This window comes from Billgrantia sp. C5P2 (genome assembly GCF_051062895.2).
The window spans coordinates 3,518,343-3,535,649 of the sequence record NZ_CM128542.1 but is presented as its reverse complement, the minus strand read 5'-3'; the positions used below and the strand labels follow the sequence as shown (position 1 = coordinate 3,535,649).

General features: G+C 65.7%; 21 protein-coding genes. 16 read left to right on the top strand and 5 right to left on the bottom strand.

Features of this window, described 5'->3' with window-relative positions; all coding sequences use genetic code 11:
• The first annotated feature begins 5 nt into the window (after positions 1 to 5).
• The 6 genes from ACRWQA_RS16270 to ACRWQA_RS16245 all read left to right on the top strand — a co-directional run bounded on the left by ACRWQA_RS16270 (position 6) and on the right by ACRWQA_RS16245 (position 4,425).
• On the top strand, positions 6 to 353 hold the full coding sequence (locus ACRWQA_RS16270) for a Na+/H+ antiporter subunit C (protein WP_263582879.1): 348 nt from the start codon (positions 6 to 8) through the stop codon (positions 351 to 353).
• Positions 350 to 1,867, top strand: a complete 1,518-nt coding sequence (locus ACRWQA_RS16265; RefSeq protein WP_263582880.1) for a Na+/H+ antiporter subunit D — start codon at positions 350 to 352, stop codon at positions 1,865 to 1,867. Before ACRWQA_RS16270 ends, ACRWQA_RS16265 begins: the two co-directional genes overlap by 4 nt.
• Positions 1,864 to 2,337, top strand: a complete 474-nt coding sequence (locus ACRWQA_RS16260) for a Na+/H+ antiporter subunit E (protein WP_434229381.1) — start codon at positions 1,864 to 1,866, stop codon at positions 2,335 to 2,337. Before ACRWQA_RS16265 ends, ACRWQA_RS16260 begins: the two co-directional genes overlap by 4 nt.
• A 15-nt stretch (positions 2,338 to 2,352) precedes the next feature.
• The gene (locus tag ACRWQA_RS16255; protein WP_263582882.1) at positions 2,353 to 2,622 is read left to right on the top strand and encodes a monovalent cation/H+ antiporter complex subunit F; all 270 of its coding nucleotides are present in this window, start codon (positions 2,353 to 2,355) and stop codon (positions 2,620 to 2,622) included.
• Positions 2,615 to 3,019: a monovalent cation/H(+) antiporter subunit G gene (mnhG, locus tag ACRWQA_RS16250; RefSeq protein WP_434229380.1), complete on the top strand. Its 405-nt coding sequence runs from the start codon at positions 2,615 to 2,617 to the stop codon at positions 3,017 to 3,019. The genes ACRWQA_RS16255 and mnhG overlap by 8 nt, the downstream gene beginning before the upstream one ends.
• A gap of 122 nt (positions 3,020 to 3,141) precedes the next feature.
• Positions 3,142 to 4,425: a lytic murein transglycosylase gene (locus ACRWQA_RS16245; RefSeq protein WP_434229379.1), complete on the top strand. Its 1,284-nt coding sequence runs from the start codon at positions 3,142 to 3,144 to the stop codon at positions 4,423 to 4,425.
• Between the two features lie 49 nt (positions 4,426 to 4,474).
• Here the strand turns inward: ACRWQA_RS16245 and ACRWQA_RS16240 are convergent, their stop codons facing one another.
• Positions 4,475 to 5,068 carry a PRC-barrel domain containing protein gene (locus ACRWQA_RS16240; protein WP_434229378.1) on the bottom strand — a complete coding sequence of 198 codons (594 nt, stop codon included), beginning with the start codon at positions 5,066 to 5,068 and terminating at the stop codon, positions 4,475 to 4,477.
• A gap of 182 nt (positions 5,069 to 5,250) precedes the next feature.
• Here ACRWQA_RS16240 and rloA3 point away from each other — a divergent pair, with 182 nt between their 5' ends.
• Complete coding sequence (rloA3, locus tag ACRWQA_RS16235) at positions 5,251 to 5,814, top strand: retropepsin-like aspartic peptidase RloA3 (RefSeq protein WP_434229402.1); 564 nt, start codon at positions 5,251 to 5,253, stop codon at positions 5,812 to 5,814.
• A 12-nt stretch (positions 5,815 to 5,826) separates the two neighbouring features.
• Here the strand turns inward: rloA3 and ACRWQA_RS16230 are convergent, their stop codons facing one another.
• Positions 5,827 to 6,540 carry a 16S rRNA (uracil(1498)-N(3))-methyltransferase gene (locus tag ACRWQA_RS16230; protein WP_263582887.1) on the bottom strand — a complete coding sequence of 238 codons (714 nt, stop codon included), beginning with the start codon at positions 6,538 to 6,540 and terminating at the stop codon, positions 5,827 to 5,829.
• 93 nt (positions 6,541 to 6,633) lie between these two features.
• Here ACRWQA_RS16230 and phaR point away from each other — a divergent pair, with 93 nt between their 5' ends.
• The 7 genes from phaR to ACRWQA_RS16195 all read left to right on the top strand — a co-directional run bounded on the left by phaR (position 6,634) and on the right by ACRWQA_RS16195 (position 11,749).
• Positions 6,634 to 7,110 (top strand): polyhydroxyalkanoate synthesis repressor PhaR, encoded by a 477-nt coding sequence (gene phaR / locus ACRWQA_RS16225; protein ID WP_263582888.1) that lies wholly within the window; start codon positions 6,634 to 6,636, stop codon positions 7,108 to 7,110.
• A gap of 162 nt (positions 7,111 to 7,272) precedes the next feature.
• Positions 7,273 to 8,568 carry a phosphoribosylamine--glycine ligase gene (gene purD / locus ACRWQA_RS16220; protein ID WP_434229377.1) on the top strand — a complete coding sequence of 432 codons (1,296 nt, stop codon included), beginning with the start codon at positions 7,273 to 7,275 and terminating at the stop codon, positions 8,566 to 8,568.
• 49 nt (positions 8,569 to 8,617) lie between these two features.
• Positions 8,618 to 9,058 (top strand): acyl-CoA thioesterase, encoded by a 441-nt coding sequence (locus ACRWQA_RS16215; RefSeq protein WP_263582890.1) that lies wholly within the window; start codon positions 8,618 to 8,620, stop codon positions 9,056 to 9,058.
• Complete coding sequence (locus tag ACRWQA_RS16210) at positions 9,058 to 9,930, top strand: phosphoribulokinase (RefSeq protein WP_263582891.1); 873 nt, start codon at positions 9,058 to 9,060, stop codon at positions 9,928 to 9,930. The genes ACRWQA_RS16215 and ACRWQA_RS16210 overlap by 1 nt, the downstream gene beginning before the upstream one ends.
• 19 nt (positions 9,931 to 9,949) lie before the next feature.
• On the top strand, positions 9,950 to 10,294 hold the full coding sequence (locus ACRWQA_RS16205) for a histidine triad nucleotide-binding protein (RefSeq protein ID WP_263582892.1): 345 nt from the start codon (positions 9,950 to 9,952) through the stop codon (positions 10,292 to 10,294).
• Between the two features lie 194 nt (positions 10,295 to 10,488).
• On the top strand, positions 10,489 to 11,133 hold the full coding sequence (coq7, locus tag ACRWQA_RS16200) for a 2-polyprenyl-3-methyl-6-methoxy-1,4-benzoquinone monooxygenase (RefSeq protein WP_263582893.1): 645 nt from the start codon (positions 10,489 to 10,491) through the stop codon (positions 11,131 to 11,133).
• 10 nt (positions 11,134 to 11,143) lie between these two features.
• Positions 11,144 to 11,749 carry a DNA-3-methyladenine glycosylase family protein gene (locus ACRWQA_RS16195; RefSeq protein ID WP_434229376.1) on the top strand — a complete coding sequence of 202 codons (606 nt, stop codon included), beginning with the start codon at positions 11,144 to 11,146 and terminating at the stop codon, positions 11,747 to 11,749.
• A gap of 80 nt (positions 11,750 to 11,829) precedes the next feature.
• On the opposite strand, the gene ACRWQA_RS16190 is transcribed toward ACRWQA_RS16195, so the two are convergent.
• Genes ACRWQA_RS16190 through ACRWQA_RS16180 form a run of 3 tightly spaced genes read right to left on the bottom strand, consistent with a single transcriptional unit; the run spans position 11,830 to position 14,015 of the window.
• Entirely contained in the window at positions 11,830 to 12,249 is a 420-nt protein-coding gene (locus tag ACRWQA_RS16190) for an OsmC family protein (RefSeq protein WP_197568043.1), read from the bottom strand.
• A gap of 60 nt (positions 12,250 to 12,309) precedes the next feature.
• Complete coding sequence (gene murU / locus ACRWQA_RS16185) at positions 12,310 to 12,978, bottom strand: N-acetylmuramate alpha-1-phosphate uridylyltransferase MurU (protein WP_434229375.1); 669 nt, start codon at positions 12,976 to 12,978, stop codon at positions 12,310 to 12,312.
• Positions 12,975 to 14,015 (bottom strand): aminoglycoside phosphotransferase family protein, encoded by a 1,041-nt coding sequence (locus ACRWQA_RS16180; protein ID WP_434229374.1) that lies wholly within the window; start codon positions 14,013 to 14,015, stop codon positions 12,975 to 12,977. The genes murU and ACRWQA_RS16180 overlap by 4 nt, the downstream gene beginning before the upstream one ends.
• Positions 14,016 to 14,152: 137 nt before the next feature.
• Here ACRWQA_RS16180 and ACRWQA_RS16175 point away from each other — a divergent pair, with 137 nt between their 5' ends.
• A complete protein-coding gene (locus ACRWQA_RS16175) occupies positions 14,153 to 16,585 on the top strand; it encodes an LPS-assembly protein LptD (RefSeq protein ID WP_434229373.1) in 2,433 nt (810 codons plus the stop codon).
• Between the two features lie 49 nt (positions 16,586 to 16,634).
• Positions 16,635 to 17,303 carry a SurA N-terminal domain-containing protein gene (locus ACRWQA_RS16170; RefSeq protein ID WP_263582898.1) on the top strand — a complete coding sequence of 223 codons (669 nt, stop codon included), beginning with the start codon at positions 16,635 to 16,637 and terminating at the stop codon, positions 17,301 to 17,303.
• Positions 17,304 to 17,307 lie beyond the last annotated feature (4 nt).

Genomic DNA, 17,307 nt, shown 5'->3' with positions numbered 1-17,307 from the left:
ACGCCATGGAACCCCTGCTAGCCGTTGCCATCGGCATTCTGTTTGCCGCGGCCATCTACATGATGCTGCGCCGCTCCATCGTCAAGCTGGTGATCGGCCTGATGCTGCTCTCCAATGCCGCCAACCTGCTGATCTTCGTCTCCGCGGGGTTGACCCGCGGTGCGCCACCGCTGGTGCCGCAAGGCTTGGCCGCCCCTGAGGGCGTCGTGGCCGACCCGCTGCCGCAGGCGCTGGTGCTCACCGCCATCGTGATCGCCTTCGGCGTGCTGTCGTTCGCCGTGGTGCTGGTGCGCCGTGCCTGGGAGATCGTGCGCGCCGACGACCTCGACCGGATGAGGGATACCGATACGTGAATCCACAGATCGCCCTGCCCATCCTGATCCCGCTGCTCGCGGGGGCCGTATCGCTGCTGTTCTGGCGCTCCCGCCTCATGCAGCGGATGATCGCGGTGGCCGGCACCGCGTTGCTGCTGGCGTCCAGTATCTGGCTGCTGATATCGGTCAGCCGGGACGGGATCCTGGTGTTGCAAGTGGGCAACTGGCCGGCTCCCTTCGGCATCAGCCTGGTGGCCGATCTGCTCGGGGCCATCATGGTGGTGCTCACCGGTATCATTGGCTTCGCGGTGGCGCTCTACTCCTTGGCCACCACCGGGCGCGGCCACGAGGCCTACGGCTATTTCCCGCTGATGCACCTGCTGCTGGCCGGAGTGGCTGGCGCCTTCCTCACCGGAGACATCTTCAATCTCTATGTCTGGTTCGAGGTGATGCTGGTGGCCTCTTTCGCACTGCTGATCCTCGGTAGCGAGAAGGCCCAGATGGAGGGGGCAATCAAGTACGTCACTCTCAACCTGCTGTCGTCGGTGATTTTCCTGGTAGCGGTGGGGCTGCTCTACGGCATGGTCGGCACGCTCAACATGGCCGATATCGCGCGCCGGCTGGCGAGCCTGGAAGACAATGGCATGGCCGATGTGCTGGCGATGATGTTCATGGTCGCCTTCGGCATCAAGGCAGCGGCCTTTCCGCTGTTCTTCTGGCTGCCGGCTTCCTATCACACTCCACCGGTGGCGGTGTCGGCGCTGTTCGCCGGGTTGCTGACCAAGGTCGGCGTCTACGCTCTGTATCGGGTATTCACGCTGATTTTTCATCACAGCCCCGGCTACACCCATGAGATCCTGCTGTGGGGCGCGGGGCTCACCATGCTTTCGGGGGTGCTGGGAGCGGCGGCCCAGTTCGAGTTCCGTCGTATCCTGTCGTTTCATATCGTCAGCCAGATCGGCTACATGATCCTGGGCCTGGCGCTGTTCACGCCGCTGGCCATCGTCGGCGGCGTCTTCTACATCGTGCATCACATCCTGGTGAAGACGAATCTCTTCCTTGTCAGCGGTATCGTCCATCGCCTCCAGGGCAGCTATCATCTCAAGCGTCTGGGCGGGCTCTACCGCAGCCACCCGTGGCTGGCCGTGCTGTTCCTGGTGCCGGCGCTGTCGCTGGCAGGCATGCCGCCGTTGTCGGGATTCTTCGCCAAGTTCATCGTGATCCGGGCCGGCATCGAGGCGGAAGCCTACGGAGTGACGGCGATCGCCCTGCTGGTGGGGCTGCTCACGCTCTACTCGATGGTCAAGATCTGGTCGGAAGTGTTCTGGAAGACGGCGCCCGGCGGAGACGAGGCCGATGCCTGTCCGGCGGTGGGCCAGCGTGAATTGTGGCTGATGTCGCTGCCGGCGGTGGGCCTGGCGCTGTGCACGCTGTTCATCGGGCTGAATGCCGGGCCCCTGTATGCCTTGGCCGAGGCCTCGGCGGGTGAACTGCTTGCCCCCGAGCGCTATATCGAGGCGGTACTCGGTCCGCTCGGGGAGGGTCTGCCATGATCGGGGCGGCCTGGAACCTCATGCTGGGCGGCGCCTGGGTCGTGCTGACCGGTGACTTCAGCGGCCGCAACCTGTTCGCCGGCCTGACCTTCGGCTACCTGGTACTGGCGCTGATCCAGCCTCAGGTGCCGGCGCTTGCCGGCTATGCCCAGCGCTTGCCGCGGCTGATTCGCTTCGTGGGTTTCTTCTTCAAGGAGCTGCTGCTGGCCAACCTCAAGGTCGCCTTCGACGTCGTCACGCCGCCCTGGTACATGAAACCCGGTGTGATCGCCATGCCGCTCAAGGCACGCAGCGAGTTCGAGATCGCTCTGGTAGCCAATCTGATTTCGCTGACGCCTGGCACCCTGAGCCTGGACGTTTCCGATGACCGCCGGGTGCTCTACATCCATGCCATGTTCCTCGATGACGAGGCCGAACTGCGCCGCAACCTGGCGGAGCTGGAACGTCGAGCGCTGGAACTGTTCCACTAGCTGAGGAGGCGATCCATGTCGACCATGATCCTGTTGAGCCTGGTGCTGATGACCCTGGCACTGTGCCTGGCCTTCGTGCGCCTGTATCTCGGCCCCAGCCTGCCGGATCGAGTGGTGGCGCTGGAACTCTTCTCCTCCATCATCGTCGGCATCATCGGGGTGGTGGCCATCGCCACCGACGTTCCCAGTCTGCTGGACGTGGCCATCGTCATGGCGCTGATGGCGTTCATGGCGGCCATCGGTTTCGCCCGGTTCCTGGAGCGGGGAGGGCCGCGCGATGATTGAGATGCTCAAGGTCGGCCTGATCCTGGTCGGCGCGCTCTTCATGTTTATTGCCGCGCTCGGTCTGGTGCGCCTGCCCGACCTGCTGACGCGCATGCATGCCACTACCAAGGCGGCTACCCTCGGGGCCTCGCTGATCATGCTGGCAGTGGCACTGCACTTCGGCGAAGTGGCGGTGGTCGCGCGGGCGCTGGGGGTGATCCTCTTCATCATGATGACGGCGCCGGTAGCGGCCCACGTGATCGGCCGTGCCGGCTACTTCGTCGGCTCAAAGCTGTGGCACGGAACGGTCAAGGACGAGTTGCGCCCCAACTACGATCCGCTCACCCATGAGCTCAAGAGTGGCATGGAGACGGACGCCAACGCCGTGCATCAGCCCCGCGACGGCGACCCCGAGTGACGGTGGCAAGGGTTACCCGCGTCTGTTTACACGATGCGACGATTCCTTGTTCTGCGGGGCTGGCCTGACGGGCGCTTCTGGGCGATGATCGATGGCCATCGAGGTAAAGGAATACTGCCGTCATGACCCGTTCACTCTTTCTCGCCGCTTTCCTCTTTCTGCTACTGGCCGGCTGCCAGTCCGGCCCCGTCCAGAACGTCGTGGCCGATGATCGCCAGCCCGAAGCCGCGGCCTCGAGCGAACCTGCAGCTCCCGAGCTGGCTCCCAGCGAGGCCGAGCGAGCTCCTCAGGACTTCCAGGCCTGGCTGCGCGATTTTCGTCGTCAGGCCCGAGGCGAGGGAGTCAGTGAGGCGACCCTGGCGCGTGCGCTGGATAACATCCGCTATCGGCCACGCGTGATCGAGCTCGACCGCTCCCAGCCGGAATTCGTGCGTCCCATCTGGCAATATCTGGACAGTGCCGTCTCCCAGGCTCGGGTCAGCGAAGGGCGAGCCAGGCTCGACGAGCACCGTGAGACGGCCCGCCGCATGGAACAGCGCTACGGGGTGCCGGCCGAGGTCGTCGTGGCGATCTGGGGCATCGAGAGCAATTACGGCGGTAATTTCGGCGACTTCTCCACTATCGAGGCGCTGGCGACCCTGGCCTTCGACGGGCGGCGGCGCGACTTCGCCCGCGGCGAGTTGCTGGCTGCCCTGCGTATCCTCGAGTCGGGCGACATCACGCCGGAACGCATGATCGGCTCCTGGGCCGGCGCCATGGGCCATACCCAGTTCATTCCCTCCAGCTTCGAGTCCTATGCCGTGGATGGCGACGACGACGGGCGTCGCGACATCTGGGGCAGCATTCCCGACGTGATGGCCTCCACCGCCAACTACCTGGCGCGGGCCGGCTGGCAGCCCGGTCAGCCCTGGGCGGTGGAGGTGCGACTGCCGCAGGGTTTCGACTATGCCCAGACTGAACTGACCACGCGCCGCTCGAGCCGCGAGTGGGCACAGCAGGGTGTCAGCCGCATCGACGGGGGTAACCTGCCCGGCTTCGAGCAGGCCTCGGTGATCGCTCCGGCCGGCGCCCAAGGGCCGGCCTTCCTGGTGGGACCCAACTATCGCGCCATCCTGCGCTACAACAATGCCACCAGCTATGCGCTAGCGGTGGGGAGCCTGTCCGACAGGATCGCCGGGCGCGAGGGGGTTCGGACCGAGTGGCCGCGCGACGTGCAGCCGCTGTCGCGCAGTCAGGTGCAAGAGATGCAGCAGGCACTGAACGCTCGCGGCTTCGATGTCGGCACCCCGGATGGCGTCATGGGGCCGAACACCCGCGCTGGGCTGCGTGAATTCCAGCGCAGCATTGGCGAGACCCCGGACGGTTTCGCCACCGTGAGCCTGCTGCAACGGCTTCAGCGCCGCTGACACCACGACCGGGCCCGCGTGGGGTCCGGCGAAGAGCCGCGGTGGGTAATCAGTTATCGCGATCGCCGGACCACACCTCGAGCGTCTCGCTGATTCGCCGGCTGGTCCGCTCGGCGCCCTCCTGGGTGCGCTCCCAGGCGCTCTCGGCGCTTTCGCCGAGGCGATCCAGTCCCTGTCGGGTTCGCTCCCAGGCGCTGTCGGCGCCCTCACCGGCGCTGTCCCAGGCCTCGCGAGTGCGTTGTCGGGCCGTATCCCACCACTCCCGATCGTAACGGGGCATGGTCTCGAGGGTTTCCTGGTCGGCTTCGACGATGATGTCATGGCGGGTCTCGCCATCTTCTTCGTGGTTGACCAGGCGATAATGGGCGTTGGTGATCACCAGGTGATCGCCGTTCAGGCCCACGGTGTCGTTGGAGCGAACCACGATGGCGTGGACTTTTTTGTCGTCGCCGAGCAGCATGTCGATGACTTCGCTGGGCTCCGCGTGTGGCGCGGCTTCGAAATGCACGTCGGCATCGAAGATGGCGCGGCCGGAGTAGAGGCCCTGCGGGTCGAACTGGGCCTGTACGCCGATGGCGAGACCGGCGATGAACAGGCCGGCCGAGGTGGTCAGGGTCGTCCTTGCGAGGCGTGACTGTGTCATCGTATTGCCCTCCTTATCCTTGGTGACACGAACAGTGTAGTAAACGTAATGCTTGTGTCAGGCAATCGGGACCGACTTGCCTACACAGGGTCCATGAAGCGTCAACGAAAAGTGGAGGTTAGCCCATGTCCACGGAGTGGCTGGCTGTTTACCGTCAGGCTTGTCGTTTCCCCTCGCGTTGGATGGCCTTGGCTGGAGCGGTGCTCTTGGCCGTCGCGATGCCGACCATGGCAGTTGGTGGCGAGCGGGACGCGGTGTTCGGCTGGGTCGAGAAGAGCACCCTCGAGCCTTGGGGCGTCGAGGTGAAGGCGAAGCTGGACAGCGGAGCGCTGACCTCCTCGCTCGATGCGCGTGACATCGAACGCTTCGACAAGGAGGGCGAGGAGTGGGTGCGCTTTCGCCTCAAGCTGGAGGACGAAGCGAATGGCGAGACCTTTAGCGAATGGCTGGAGTTGCCGCTCTACCGCAGCCTCAAGCTGCGCGGTGCGGGCGGCGTCGATCGTCGACCCGTGGTGCTGATGAAGATCTGCATGGACGACACCGTCTACGAGGAGCAGTTCAGCCTGCGCGATCGTGGTGACATGAACTATCCGCTGCTGCTCGGGCGTCGCACCATCGGCCACCTGGGGCTGCTGGACGTGCGCAGCACCTTCCTCACCAACCCTGACTGCGACGAGGATTCACGCCTGGTGGAGTATGACCCCGACGAGGACGATGCCTCCGACCAGGTCGCGTCGTCCGATTAGCGCTCGGCTCTCCTAGAACAGGCGGGCCAGCAGGGCGACTACCGCCGTTTCCACCCGCAGGATACGCGGGCCCAGATGGATGCCTTCGCAGCCGGCCTCGAGCAGGCGCTCCACTTCATGGGGAATGAAGCCACCCTCCGGCCCGATGAACAGCGCGGTGGGCTCGGTGAGCCCCGTTGGGCAGGCCTGGGCCATGCCGGGGTGGGCGACGAGCCCGCGCCGGCCTTCGAGCAGGGCCGGCAGGCGCTCCTCGACGAAGGGGCGAAAACCCTTGGCCAGGCTCACCTCGGGCAGTTGTGTGTCTCGCGCCTGCTCGAGCCCCAGCACCAGGTGATCGTGGATCTTCGCCGGGTCGAGCTCGGGGGATTGCCAGTAGCTTTTCTCCACCCGGCGAGTGTGCAGTAGGGTGATGTGCTTCACGCCCAGCGCGCTGACATGCTCGAGGCTCCTGGCCAGCATGCGCGGGCGCGGCAGGGCGAGCACCAGATGTACCGGCAGCGCCGGCGGCGGTGGCGTATCGAGCCCGTCGAGGGTGAAGCGCGCCTCGTCGTCGCTGAGCAGCGTGAGTTCGCCACGCCCGATGCCACCACCCGCCACGCCCAGGGTCAGGCTGTCGCCCACTTGGGCGCGGTGAACCTCCTTCAAATGACGCAGACGACGTGGGTCGCGCAGGCACGCCAGGCGGTCGTGCCGGATCTCCTCGGGGGTGAGCAGGATAAGGTTCATCGGGCCTCGTTGGTCGCTTCGATTTGCAAGGGCGGTGGCGCGGTGCACAATAGCACCCAAGGGCAGTCTGCCTTTACAACAAGGAGTGCCACCGTGCGCGTGATTCGCAAGTATGCCAACCGTAGGCTCTATGATACCCAACAGAGCCGCTATGTGACGCTCGAGGATCTGCGTCGCCTGATTCTCGACGAGGAGCCGTTCCGGGTCGAGGATGCCAAGAGCGGGGAAGACCTGACCCGCACCATCCTGCTGTCGATCATCATCGAGCAGGAGCAGGCCGATGGCGAGGCCGAGGTGTTCTCCAACGACTTGCTGGCACAGTTCATCCGCGTCTACGACATGGCCCAGCCGCTACCGCTGGCCCGCTACCTCGAACAGGGCACCCAGTTGATGCTCGAGCAGCAGAAGCGCATGCAGGACCAGTGGCAGCAGGCCATGCGCCACTCGCCTATGGAGCTGATGCGTGAGATGGCCGAGGAGAACATGCGTTTCTGGCAGCAGGCGATCGGCCAGGGGCAACCCGGAAAACCGGAGCCGAAGGAAGGCAAGGACGAAAACGACGACAAGTGAGCAGGCCGGCATATGCCACTGGCGCTGAACCAGGCAGGCATTCCCATTCCGGGCGGGGCGTGACGGGCAGCTTTCTGCCATAATGCCGCGACGTCTTCCCAGCCGAACATCAGGCCCACCGTCAATCGGGCCTGCGCAGCAAGAGATAGGAAAATCAAGCGGATGAAGGTTCTGATCATCGGCGGCGGTGGCCGCGAACACGCCCTGGCCTGGAAAGTTGGCCAGTCGCCTCGTGTCGAGCGAGTTTTCGTGGCGCCCGGCAACGCCGGCACGGCCCATGAGCCGGGCCTGACCAACATTGCCATCGAGGCGACCGAGTTGGAACGTCTGGTGGATTTCGCCCATGAGGAAGGCGTGGCGCTGACCATCGTCGGCCCCGAGGCGCCGCTGGTCGAGGGAGTGGTCGATCGCTTCCGCGAAGCCGGGCTGGCCATCTTCGGCCCCACCCAGGGTGCTGCTCAGCTAGAGGGCTCGAAGTCCTTCACCAAGGATTTCCTCGCCCGCCACGCCATTCCCACGGCCGCCTACCGCACCTTCACCGAGGTCGAGCCGGCGCTGGCCTATCTCACCGAGCAGGGTGCGCCGATCGTGATCAAGGCCGATGGCCTGGCAGCGGGCAAGGGCGTGATCGTGGCCATGACCCTGGCCGAGGCCGAGGCGGCGGTGCGTGACATGCTCGAGGCCAACGCCTTCGGCGACGCCGGGGCTCGCGTGGTGATCGAGGAGTTTCTCGAGGGTGAGGAGGCGAGCTTCATCGTCATGGTCGACGGCACCACGGTGCTGCCGATGGCCACCAGTCAGGACCACAAGCGTGCCCTCGACGGCGATGCCGGTCCCAATACCGGCGGCATGGGGGCCTACTCGCCGGCCCCGGTGGTGACCGAGAGCGTGCACGAACGCATCATGGAGCGCGTCATCATGCCCACGGTGCACGGCATGGCGGCCGAGGGACATGCCTATACCGGCTTCCTCTACGCCGGCCTGATGATCGACGCCGAGGGCAATCCCAAGGTCATCGAGTACAACTGCCGCTTCGGCGATCCCGAAACCCAGCCAATCATGCTGCGTCTCCAATCGGACCTGGCCGAGCTGTGCCTGGCGGGAGCACGCGGCGAACTGGCTGGTCATACTTGTGAGTGGGATCCGCGTGCCGCCGTGGGTGTGGTACTGGCGGCGGGGGGCTATCCTGGCAGCTACCGCAAGGGCGACGCGATCGAGGGTCTCGAGGCTGCCGCTGCCACCGGCTGCAAGGTGTTTCATGCCGGCACCGCCGAAGACGACCAGGGCCGGACGGTAACCAGCGGAGGCCGGGTGCTGTGCGTCACCGCGCTGGGACAGGGGGTGTCCCTGGCACGGGACCTGGCTTACCGGGGCGTGGCGGCGATCCACTGGGACGATGTGCAGTTCCGCAGCGACATCGCCTATCGCGCCATTGCCCGCGAGGGGAAAGCCGTCTGAGTTACGGCAACCTCCGCATCGACCAAATAACAAGATTCAGGGAGTGGGCATGGAGCGCATCAAGCTGGAATTTCCCGAGTCCGCCATCGTGCATCGCCAGCCGCTGTCGGTGCGCATCACCGACATGAACTACGGCCGACACCTGGGACATGACACCCTGGTGTCGCTGCTCCACGAGGCGCGTATCCAGGCGTTCGGTGCGCTTGGGCTGACCGAGTGGGACATGGGCGGGTACCCCAGTGTGGTGGCCGACCTCGCCGTCCAGTACCAATCCGAGGCGCGCTGGCCGGATGCGCTGGTGGTGGAAACCGCGATCCCGTCGCCTGCGGGCAAGGCGATCGTCGTCTATCATCGGGTACGCCATGCCGAAGGCGGGCGGCCGGTGGCCACCGCTCGCCTCAACGTGGTGCTGGTGGACCCGACCCAAGGGCGCAGCGTCGCCATTCCCGATGCCGTTAGCCAGGCTATCTGCGGAGCGGAGAGCGCCTGATGTCGCGTGAATATCCGATCATCGCCGTGACCGGCTCGTCAGGTGCCGGTACCACCACGGTGAAGCGTACCTTCGAGCGCATGTTCTCCCGCGAGGACGTGCATGCCGCCTTCGTCGATGGCGATGCCTTCCATCGTTACACACGTGAGGAGCTGGCCCGCATCTTCCGCGAGGAACCCGAGCGCAAGGATCAGCTTTCCCACTTCGCCGTGGAGGCCAATCTGCTCGATCGCCTCGAGGCGCTGTTCCACGAGTACGGCGAGCACGGCACCGGTACCTTCCGGCACTACATTCACGCGGAAGACAAGCAGATGATCGAGGCCGGCCATCAGGTGGGTACCTTCACCGAATGGCAGCCGCTGCCCTGTGGCACCGACCTGCTGTTCTACGAGGGGCTGCATGGGGGGCTGGTGACGACGGAACACGACATCGCCCGCCACGTGGACCTGCTGGTAGGCGTGGCGCCGACCATGAACCTCGAGTGGATCCAGAAGATCGACCGCGACATCAAGATGCGCGGCTACTCCCAGGAAGCGGTGATCGACACCATCCTGGGACGCATGGACGACTACGTGCGCTACATCCAGCCGCAGTTCTCGCGTACCCACATCAATTTCCAGCGCGTACCGACGGTCGACACCTCCAACCCCTTCGAGGTGCAGGACATTCCCAACGACGCCGAGTCGTTCGTGGTGATTCGCTTCCGCGACCCCTCGACGGTGGACTTCCCCTGGCTGCTGGCCATGATCCAGGACTCCTTCATGAGCCGGCCGCACACCCTGGTGGTGCCGGGCGCACGCATGTCGCTGGCGATCGAATTGATCCTGGCGCCGCTGGTACGCCATCTGCTGGCCCAGCGTCGCTTCCGGTAGCCGAGAGGAGCTCGAGCCGATGCAAGACTGCCTGTTCTGCAAGATCGTCAAGCGAGAAATTCCGGCCGATATCGTCTATGAGGACGATGAGGTGCTGGCCTTCAACGACATCAATCCCCAGGCCCCGACCCACATCCTGATCATTCCCAAGCGGCACATCGCCACGCTCAACGACATCGCCGAGGGTGACCTGGCGCTGGTCGGTCGCTTGCCCCACGTTGCGGCTCGGCTAGCCGAGGAGCGCGGCTTCGCCGACGCCGGCTATCGCGTGGTGATGAACTGCAATGACCAGGGCGGGCAGACGGTCTATCATATTCATATGCACCTGATGGGCGGTCGCCGCTTTACTTGGCCGGCTGGCTAGCCGGCGCTATGCGGAGCAAGCCGCGCGCGTCGAGGCGTGCGACGCATCAGGTGCACCTGATTCATGGCGCCACCCCTACGGGTGGCGCTGCCGTGCTTGCCGGCAGCCTTTCGTTGATGCATGTCAAAGACGAGCTTGTCGTGCCGCTCTTGGCTGAGGCTGCATACAGGAAGGCTTCGTAAAGGAAGAGCGAGATGAACCGCAACTACTCCCATGCCGATAACCTGATCCATCAGTTCGATACCGTGCTGCGTACCCTGGTGCCTCGAGCGGCCGTCGCTTCGCGCCCGACACCAGCCACGGCGGACATCCAGGACGAGGACATGACCGCCGACGAGCGGCGCCATGCCGCGGGGCTGATGCGGGTCAACCATACCGGCGAGGTATGTGCCCAGGCGCTCTATCAGGGGCAGGGCTGCACCGCCAAGCTGCCGGAAGTGCGTAGTCAGATGGAGCACTCCGCCCAGGAAGAGATCGACCACCTGGCCTGGTGTGACGACCGCCTGCAGGAGCTCGACAGCCACACCAGTGTGCTCAACCCGTTGTTCTACGCAGCCTCCTTTGGTCTGGGGGCGGTGGCCGGCGCCATCGGTGATCGGATCAGCCTGGGCTTCGTCGCCGCCACCGAAGAGCAGGTGGGCAAGCATCTGGAAGAGCACATGGTCAAGCTGCCGGCGGGCGACCACCGCTCCCGCGCCGTGCTGCGCCAGATGGCCATCGACGAAGCACATCATGCGCATCTCGCGCTGGAGGCCGGTGGGGCGCGCTTCCCGGCGCCGGTCAAGTTCGGCATGTCGCTGATGTCCAAGATCATGACCAAGAGCGTCTATCGGCTCTGAGCGCGACGGCATGTCTGACGAGATCCATCGGCGCTGTGTCGAAACCGCCCGTGAGCTGAGCCCGCTGCTCGTCGATGCCATCGAGCGGGGCGGGCCGGTCATGCTCGAGGTCGACGACAGCCAGCCGCTGGCCGAGCGCCTGTGCCGTTCGATAGCGGGGCAACAACTCTCGGTGAAGGCGGCGCGTTCGATCTGGGCGCGGGTCGTCGACGCCGCTGGCGATGCCCCGCTGATGGAATTCTTCACCGAGCCGAACCAGGATGCGCTGCGCGGCTGTGGCCTCTCGGGGGCCAAGGCGAGGGCACTGTGCCTGATCGCCGCAGAGGCCCGCGCCGGCCGGCTAGAGGCCGACGAGCTGCGAATGCTCGACCATGCCGAGCGTTCGCGGCACCTGACCGCGCTATGGGGCGTGGGGCAGTGGACGGCGGACATGATCTCGATCTTCTATTTCGGCGAGCCCGACGTCTGGCCGGAGGGCGACGTGGCCGCACGCAAGACGCTCGAGCGCCTCACCAGCCCACGGCGCAAGACGCTGCGCACCGCGGCACGCTTCGCTCCTTACCGCTCGCACCTGGCGCTCTATCTCTGGCGCCACGTGGACGCGCCTCCTGTCTAGACGCCCTGTCGGGACGCCGGCTACCCAGACGCAAAAAGGCCCGCTGAGCGGGCCTCGTTCCAGGCGATGGATCTACCGTATCAATCATCGACGATGCTGTAGGAGTGGGTGACCTCGACGCCGCCCTTGGCCAGCATGATCGAGGCGCTGCAGTACTTCTCGGCGGAGAGCTCGACGGCGCGCTTGACCTGGTTCTCCTTGAGGTTGTGCCCGCTGACGGTGAAGTGAACGTGAATCCGGGTGAACACGGACGGCACCGCGTCGGCGCGCTCGGCCTCGATGCTCGCCACGCAGTCGGTCACGCCGGCGCGGGATTTCTCGAGGATCTCCAGCACGTCGAAGGATGTGCAGGCGCCCATGCCCATCAGCAGCATTTCCATCGGGCGCGGTCCGGTATTGCGACCGCCATGATCGGGCGGGCCGTCGATCACCACGCTATGGCCGCTACCCGATTCGGCGACGAATTGGCGACCATCGGTCCACTTGACGCTGGCTTTCATGAGCAGGGGTTCCTTATCGAAGCGTTCATGCGGGCAGCTTACCACTGTGCGGCGCGTGACTCAGCCTTGGCGCAATGCCCGGTCCAGTTCAGCCAGGCGCTCGGGCGTGCCCACGTCGACCCAGCGGCCGCGGTGATGGGTACCCCCGACGCGTCCGGCGTTCATTGCCTCGCGCAGCAGCGGGGCCAGGGGAAACTCGCCCGGTGACTGGGCCGCGACCAGGGCCGGGTCGATCAGGCTGAGGCCGGCGAAAGTCAGGCGCGGCTGGCCCTGGGCGTGTACCCGACCGGCGGCATCGAGACGGAAGTCTCCCGTGGGATGATGCGCGGGGTTGTCGACCAGCACCAAGTGAGCCAGGTCGCCGTCCCCGAGCGCTGACAGAGTCGCCGGATCGAAATCGCTCCAGACGTCGCCGTTCACCAGCAGGAAGGGCGCCTCGCCCAGCAGCGGCAGCGCCTGGCGGATGCCGCCGCCGGTCTCCAGCGGGTGGGTTTCCCGGCTCCAGGCGATACTGACACCAAGCTCACTGCCATCGCCCAGTGCCGCGACGATCTGCTCGGCGCGGTAGCTGACGTTGATCACCACGTCGTGAATGCCGGCCTCTGCCAGCCGCTCCAGGTGGTGCACGATCAAGGGCTTGCCCGCCACCGGCAGCAGCGGCTTGGGGCAGTGGTCGGTCAATGGCCGCATGCGCTTGCCCAGGCCGGCGGCCAGTATCATGGCCTTCATGTCGCCTCCCGCAGGCCCTCTTCGGCCAGGCGTCTCTCGAGCGCAGGACGGAAGGTGTCGTTGAGCCAATTCTGGAAGCCGGCATGCTCGGGCAGTGCGACGAGGCTCGCCTCGACATGGTCGAGAAAGTGCGGCAGGCGCTCGAGATAGCCGGTGCGGCCGTCGCGGAGGGTCAGGCGGCAGAAGATGCCGAGCACCTTGAGTGCGCGCTGGGCGGCCATGGCCTGGACCTGTGAGTGAAAGGCCTCGCTGCCGGTGGCCCCGGACAACCGGCCATCGGCGATGGCCTGCTGACGAAAGGCCTCGACCCAGGCGGCGAAGCGCTGTGCCGGGAAGCGGCAGTAGCGTCCACGCAGCAGCGAGATCAGGTCGTAGCTGATGGGGCCGGCCACGGCGTCCTGGAAATCGATCAGGTGGAGCCGCTCGTCGTGCACCATCAGGTTCATGGCATCAAAGTCGCGATGCACCGCGACCACTGGCTGGGCCAGGGCGGAATCGATAAGCGCCTGGCGCAGTTCGACCCAGCCGGGCGGCAAGGAAAGGCCGAGCCAGCGCTCGAGGCACCATTCGGGGAACAGGTCCAGCTCGCGGCCGAGCAGGGCCGCATCGTAGGCGGGCAGGGCATCCGGCGCGGCGCGGTTCTGCAGCGCGTGGATCAGCTCGATGGCCCGCTCGTGCCAGGCCAGGGTGTCGGCGTGATCGTTGCCGGCGAAGCGATTCTGCAGCGGCGTGTCGCCCAGGTCGTCGAGTTCGAGGAAGCCCGCCTCGAGGTCCACCGCGTGCAGTGCCGGCACCGGCAGGCCGCCTGCCCGCCAGCGCCGGGCAATATCGACGAACGGACGGCTGTCCTCCTGGGCGGGCGGGGCATCCATCAACATGCGCGAACGGCCGTCGGGCAGGCGCAGGCGAAAGTAGCGGCGAAAACTGGCATCGCCCGCGGCCAGGCGCAGATCGAGCGCTGCTTCAGGCAGGCCATGCTGCGTCGCCGCCCAGTGGCGCAGGGCGTCGAATCGCGTCGAGGTGTCGGCCGAGGTCATGCTGGCTCCTTATTGTCCCGGACGCTGCCGGTTGACGCTCGTGGGGCGCCGCCGCATGCTGAGCGGTCAGTCGCATACGACAGGCTGGGTGCGGTCTGTATAATACCGATTCTCTTCGCCAAGGACATCGAGGGACCATGGGCAAGCGACATGCGGGAGCGGCGTTGGCCGGCCTGATCACATCCGGCCTGATGTTTGGTGCGCCACAGACGATGGCGCTCGAGCCGTTGCCGGCATGGCAGCTCGACTGGCGCCCCTGGGGCGATGACCGCCCTGCCGAGGCGCTGTGCCGAGGCGTCTACGTGATGCCGGCCTATCGACTGCCGGCCACCGACGAGCCCGATCAGGTTCGTTCCGAATCGGACAGCGCCTACTATGGCGAGGATGGCGAGACCATTCTCGGCGGCGAGGTGATCCTGCGGCGTGGCGACAGCCAGCTCGAATCGCCGCGGGTGAGCGTGCCGCCCGAGCGGGATTGGGCCTACGCCGAGGGGCCACTCGCGCTGCGCGATCTCAACCTGCTTGTGCGTGGCGAGGCAGCCGAGGTGGCGCTCAACAGCGATGCGGCCCGTATCGATTCGGCCCACTTCGTGGTGCACGACCAGCACCTGCGCGGCGACGCGCTGCAGTTGGCGCGGCTGGAGGACGGTCGCTACCGGCTGACCTCGTCGAATTTCACCACCTGCGATCCCGGCAGTTCCCTGTGGCGGCTGGCGACGAGCGACCTGGTACTCGACCGCGAGAGCGGCTTCGGCACGGCGCGTCACGCACGCCTGGAGGTAGGACCGGTGCCGGTGTTCTACTGGCCCTGGGTGCGCTTCCCCATCGACGATCGTCGCCATACCGGCTTCCTGTGGCCAGAGCTGGGGCTCTCCAGCGACAGCCTCGATTACGCCCAGCCGTTCTACTGGAACATCGCGCCCAACCACGATGCCACCATCACGCCGCGCTGGATCAGTGACCGTGGCCTGCTGCTCGCCGGCGAATATCGCTACCTGTTTCCCACCGATGCCGGGCAGATCGAAGGCGCTTACCTCTCCAGTGACGGGGGGGGCTCCGGTGACGAGGCGGGACGCTCTCAACGCTACGAGGGCGAGGATCGCTGGTACGTCGACTACATGCACAGCGGGCGCTTCGATTCGCGCACCCGTTACGACCTGCGCTACGGGGCGGCCAGCGACGGGCGCTACTTCGACGACTTCGGCAGCGTCTTTGGCGATGACCCCAACAACATGCAGCGCCTGGCCCGACTCAACTATCGCGGTGACGTCTGGAACCTCGATGCGCGCGCCCAAGGCTTCCAGCGGCTGGACGATCCGCTGCTCGACCGGAAGAAACCCTTCTACCGCCTGCCCAGCCTGACCGCCAGTGCGCGTTGGACCCAGCCCGGGGGGCTGTATCAGCAGTGGCGCTCCAACGTCACCTATTTCTGGCGTGATGTGGATCGTAACCGTGTTCCTCTGCGCGAAGCGGCCGTCGGCACTCGGCTTCACCTCTCGCCTGCCACCGGCTGGCGCTTCGATGAAACCTGGGGGCACCTCGAGCCACGCGTGGAGTGGCTCTATACCGCGTACGACCTCGATTACGGTGAGCGAGTAACGGAGCGCGATACTGCCTTGCAGCGTGCGGTCCCGGTCACTTCGGTGGATGGTGGGCTGATTTTCGAGCGGGAATTGGACCTCGGGGGACGCGCCTATCGCCAGACCTTGGAGCCGCGGCTCAACTACGCCTACGTTCCCGCTCGCGACCAGAGCGAATTCCCCGATTTCGATAGTGACGAGCGGGCCTTCTCCTGGAACCAGCTGTGGTCGCCGTATCGCTTCTCCGGCTCCGATCGCATTGGCGATCTCAACCGTCTCTCCTACGGGGTCAGCAGTCGCTTCCTCGAGGACGCCGCTGGTCGCGAGCGTTTCATGCTCGGCGTGGGGCAGGCGGTCTACTTCGACGACCGCAGCATCGACATGGCGGGCGACCCTGACACACTGCCTTCGCCAGCTGCCGATGACGGAGAGCGTCTTTACCAGGCGACACGGGAGCGATCGCCGGTGGTCACGCGGCTTGACTGGCGCATCAACGAGCGCTGGCGTACACGCTATGAGTGGCTCTATGACGACCAACGCAGCCGGACCGAGAGAAATAGCGTAGGTGTTTCCTACCGCGATCCTCGGGGTCACGTGTTGAACCTTGCCTATCGTTGGCAACTCGAAGGATTCGACCCTTCGGGAGAAGACGAAGACCGCCTGGGGTACGATCGCGAGGAGTACGAGCTTTCCTTCGCCTACAAGGCCAATCCGAGAATCGACTTGATCGGTCGCTTCCTGTACGACCACACCAACAGCCGTAGCCTGGATCAGGTGGCCGGCGTGCAGTGGAACGACTGCTGCTATGGCGTGCAACTGGTGTGGCGTGAGTGGGTTGAGGACAACGACACTGCGAATACCATTGAGGACGATACCACCGAGCGCGGCATTTTCCTGCGCTTCGTCTTCAAGGGGCTTGGCGGAGTCGGCGGCGATGCCGGCGACTATTTCGAGCGCGCCGTTCCGGGCTATCGCTCCACGGCTTTCTGAAGGGGCCGGGACGCCACACAAGTGAGACATCATGAGAGGAAAGAGAGACATGCGGATACCGCCAATCGCCACCCTGGGCGCCCTGGGGCTGGTTCTGTGCCTTGGCGCCGTGCCGCTTACGGCCATGGCCCAGAGCCAGGACTACCAGCCGGTACAGCGCCAGTCCCTGGATCGTATCGTGGCCGTGGTGAACCAGCAGGCCATCATGCAGAGCCAACTCGAGGAGCGCATGGCGCAGGCCCGTAGCCAGCTTGCCGCGCAGGGGCAAGGGGTGCCGCCCGAAGGCATGCTACGTGAGCACGTACTCGAACAGATCATCCTCGAGGAGATCCAGATGCAAATGGCGGCGGATGCCGGCCTCAGCATCGACGATACTGCGCTCAACCGCCAGATCCGCGAGATCGCCGAAAGCAACGGCATGACGCTCGACCAGTTTGCCGATGCGCTGGAAGCCGACGGCCTGAGCATGTCGGCCGTTCGCGAGGAGATTCGCCGTGAGATGCTGCTGCGCGAGCTGCACCAGCGCCAAGTGGGTGGTCGGGTCAACGTCAGCAACCGCGAGGTCGAGCGCTTCATCGAGCAGCAGGGCGGCAACGTGAGCGAGGACCGGGCGCGCCAGATGGTCTTCCAGCGCAAGGCCAACGAAGCGCTCGACGCCTGGCTCCAGGAGATCCGCGCCGAGGCCTTCGTCGACAACCGGCTCGCCGACGGTAGCTGAGCGC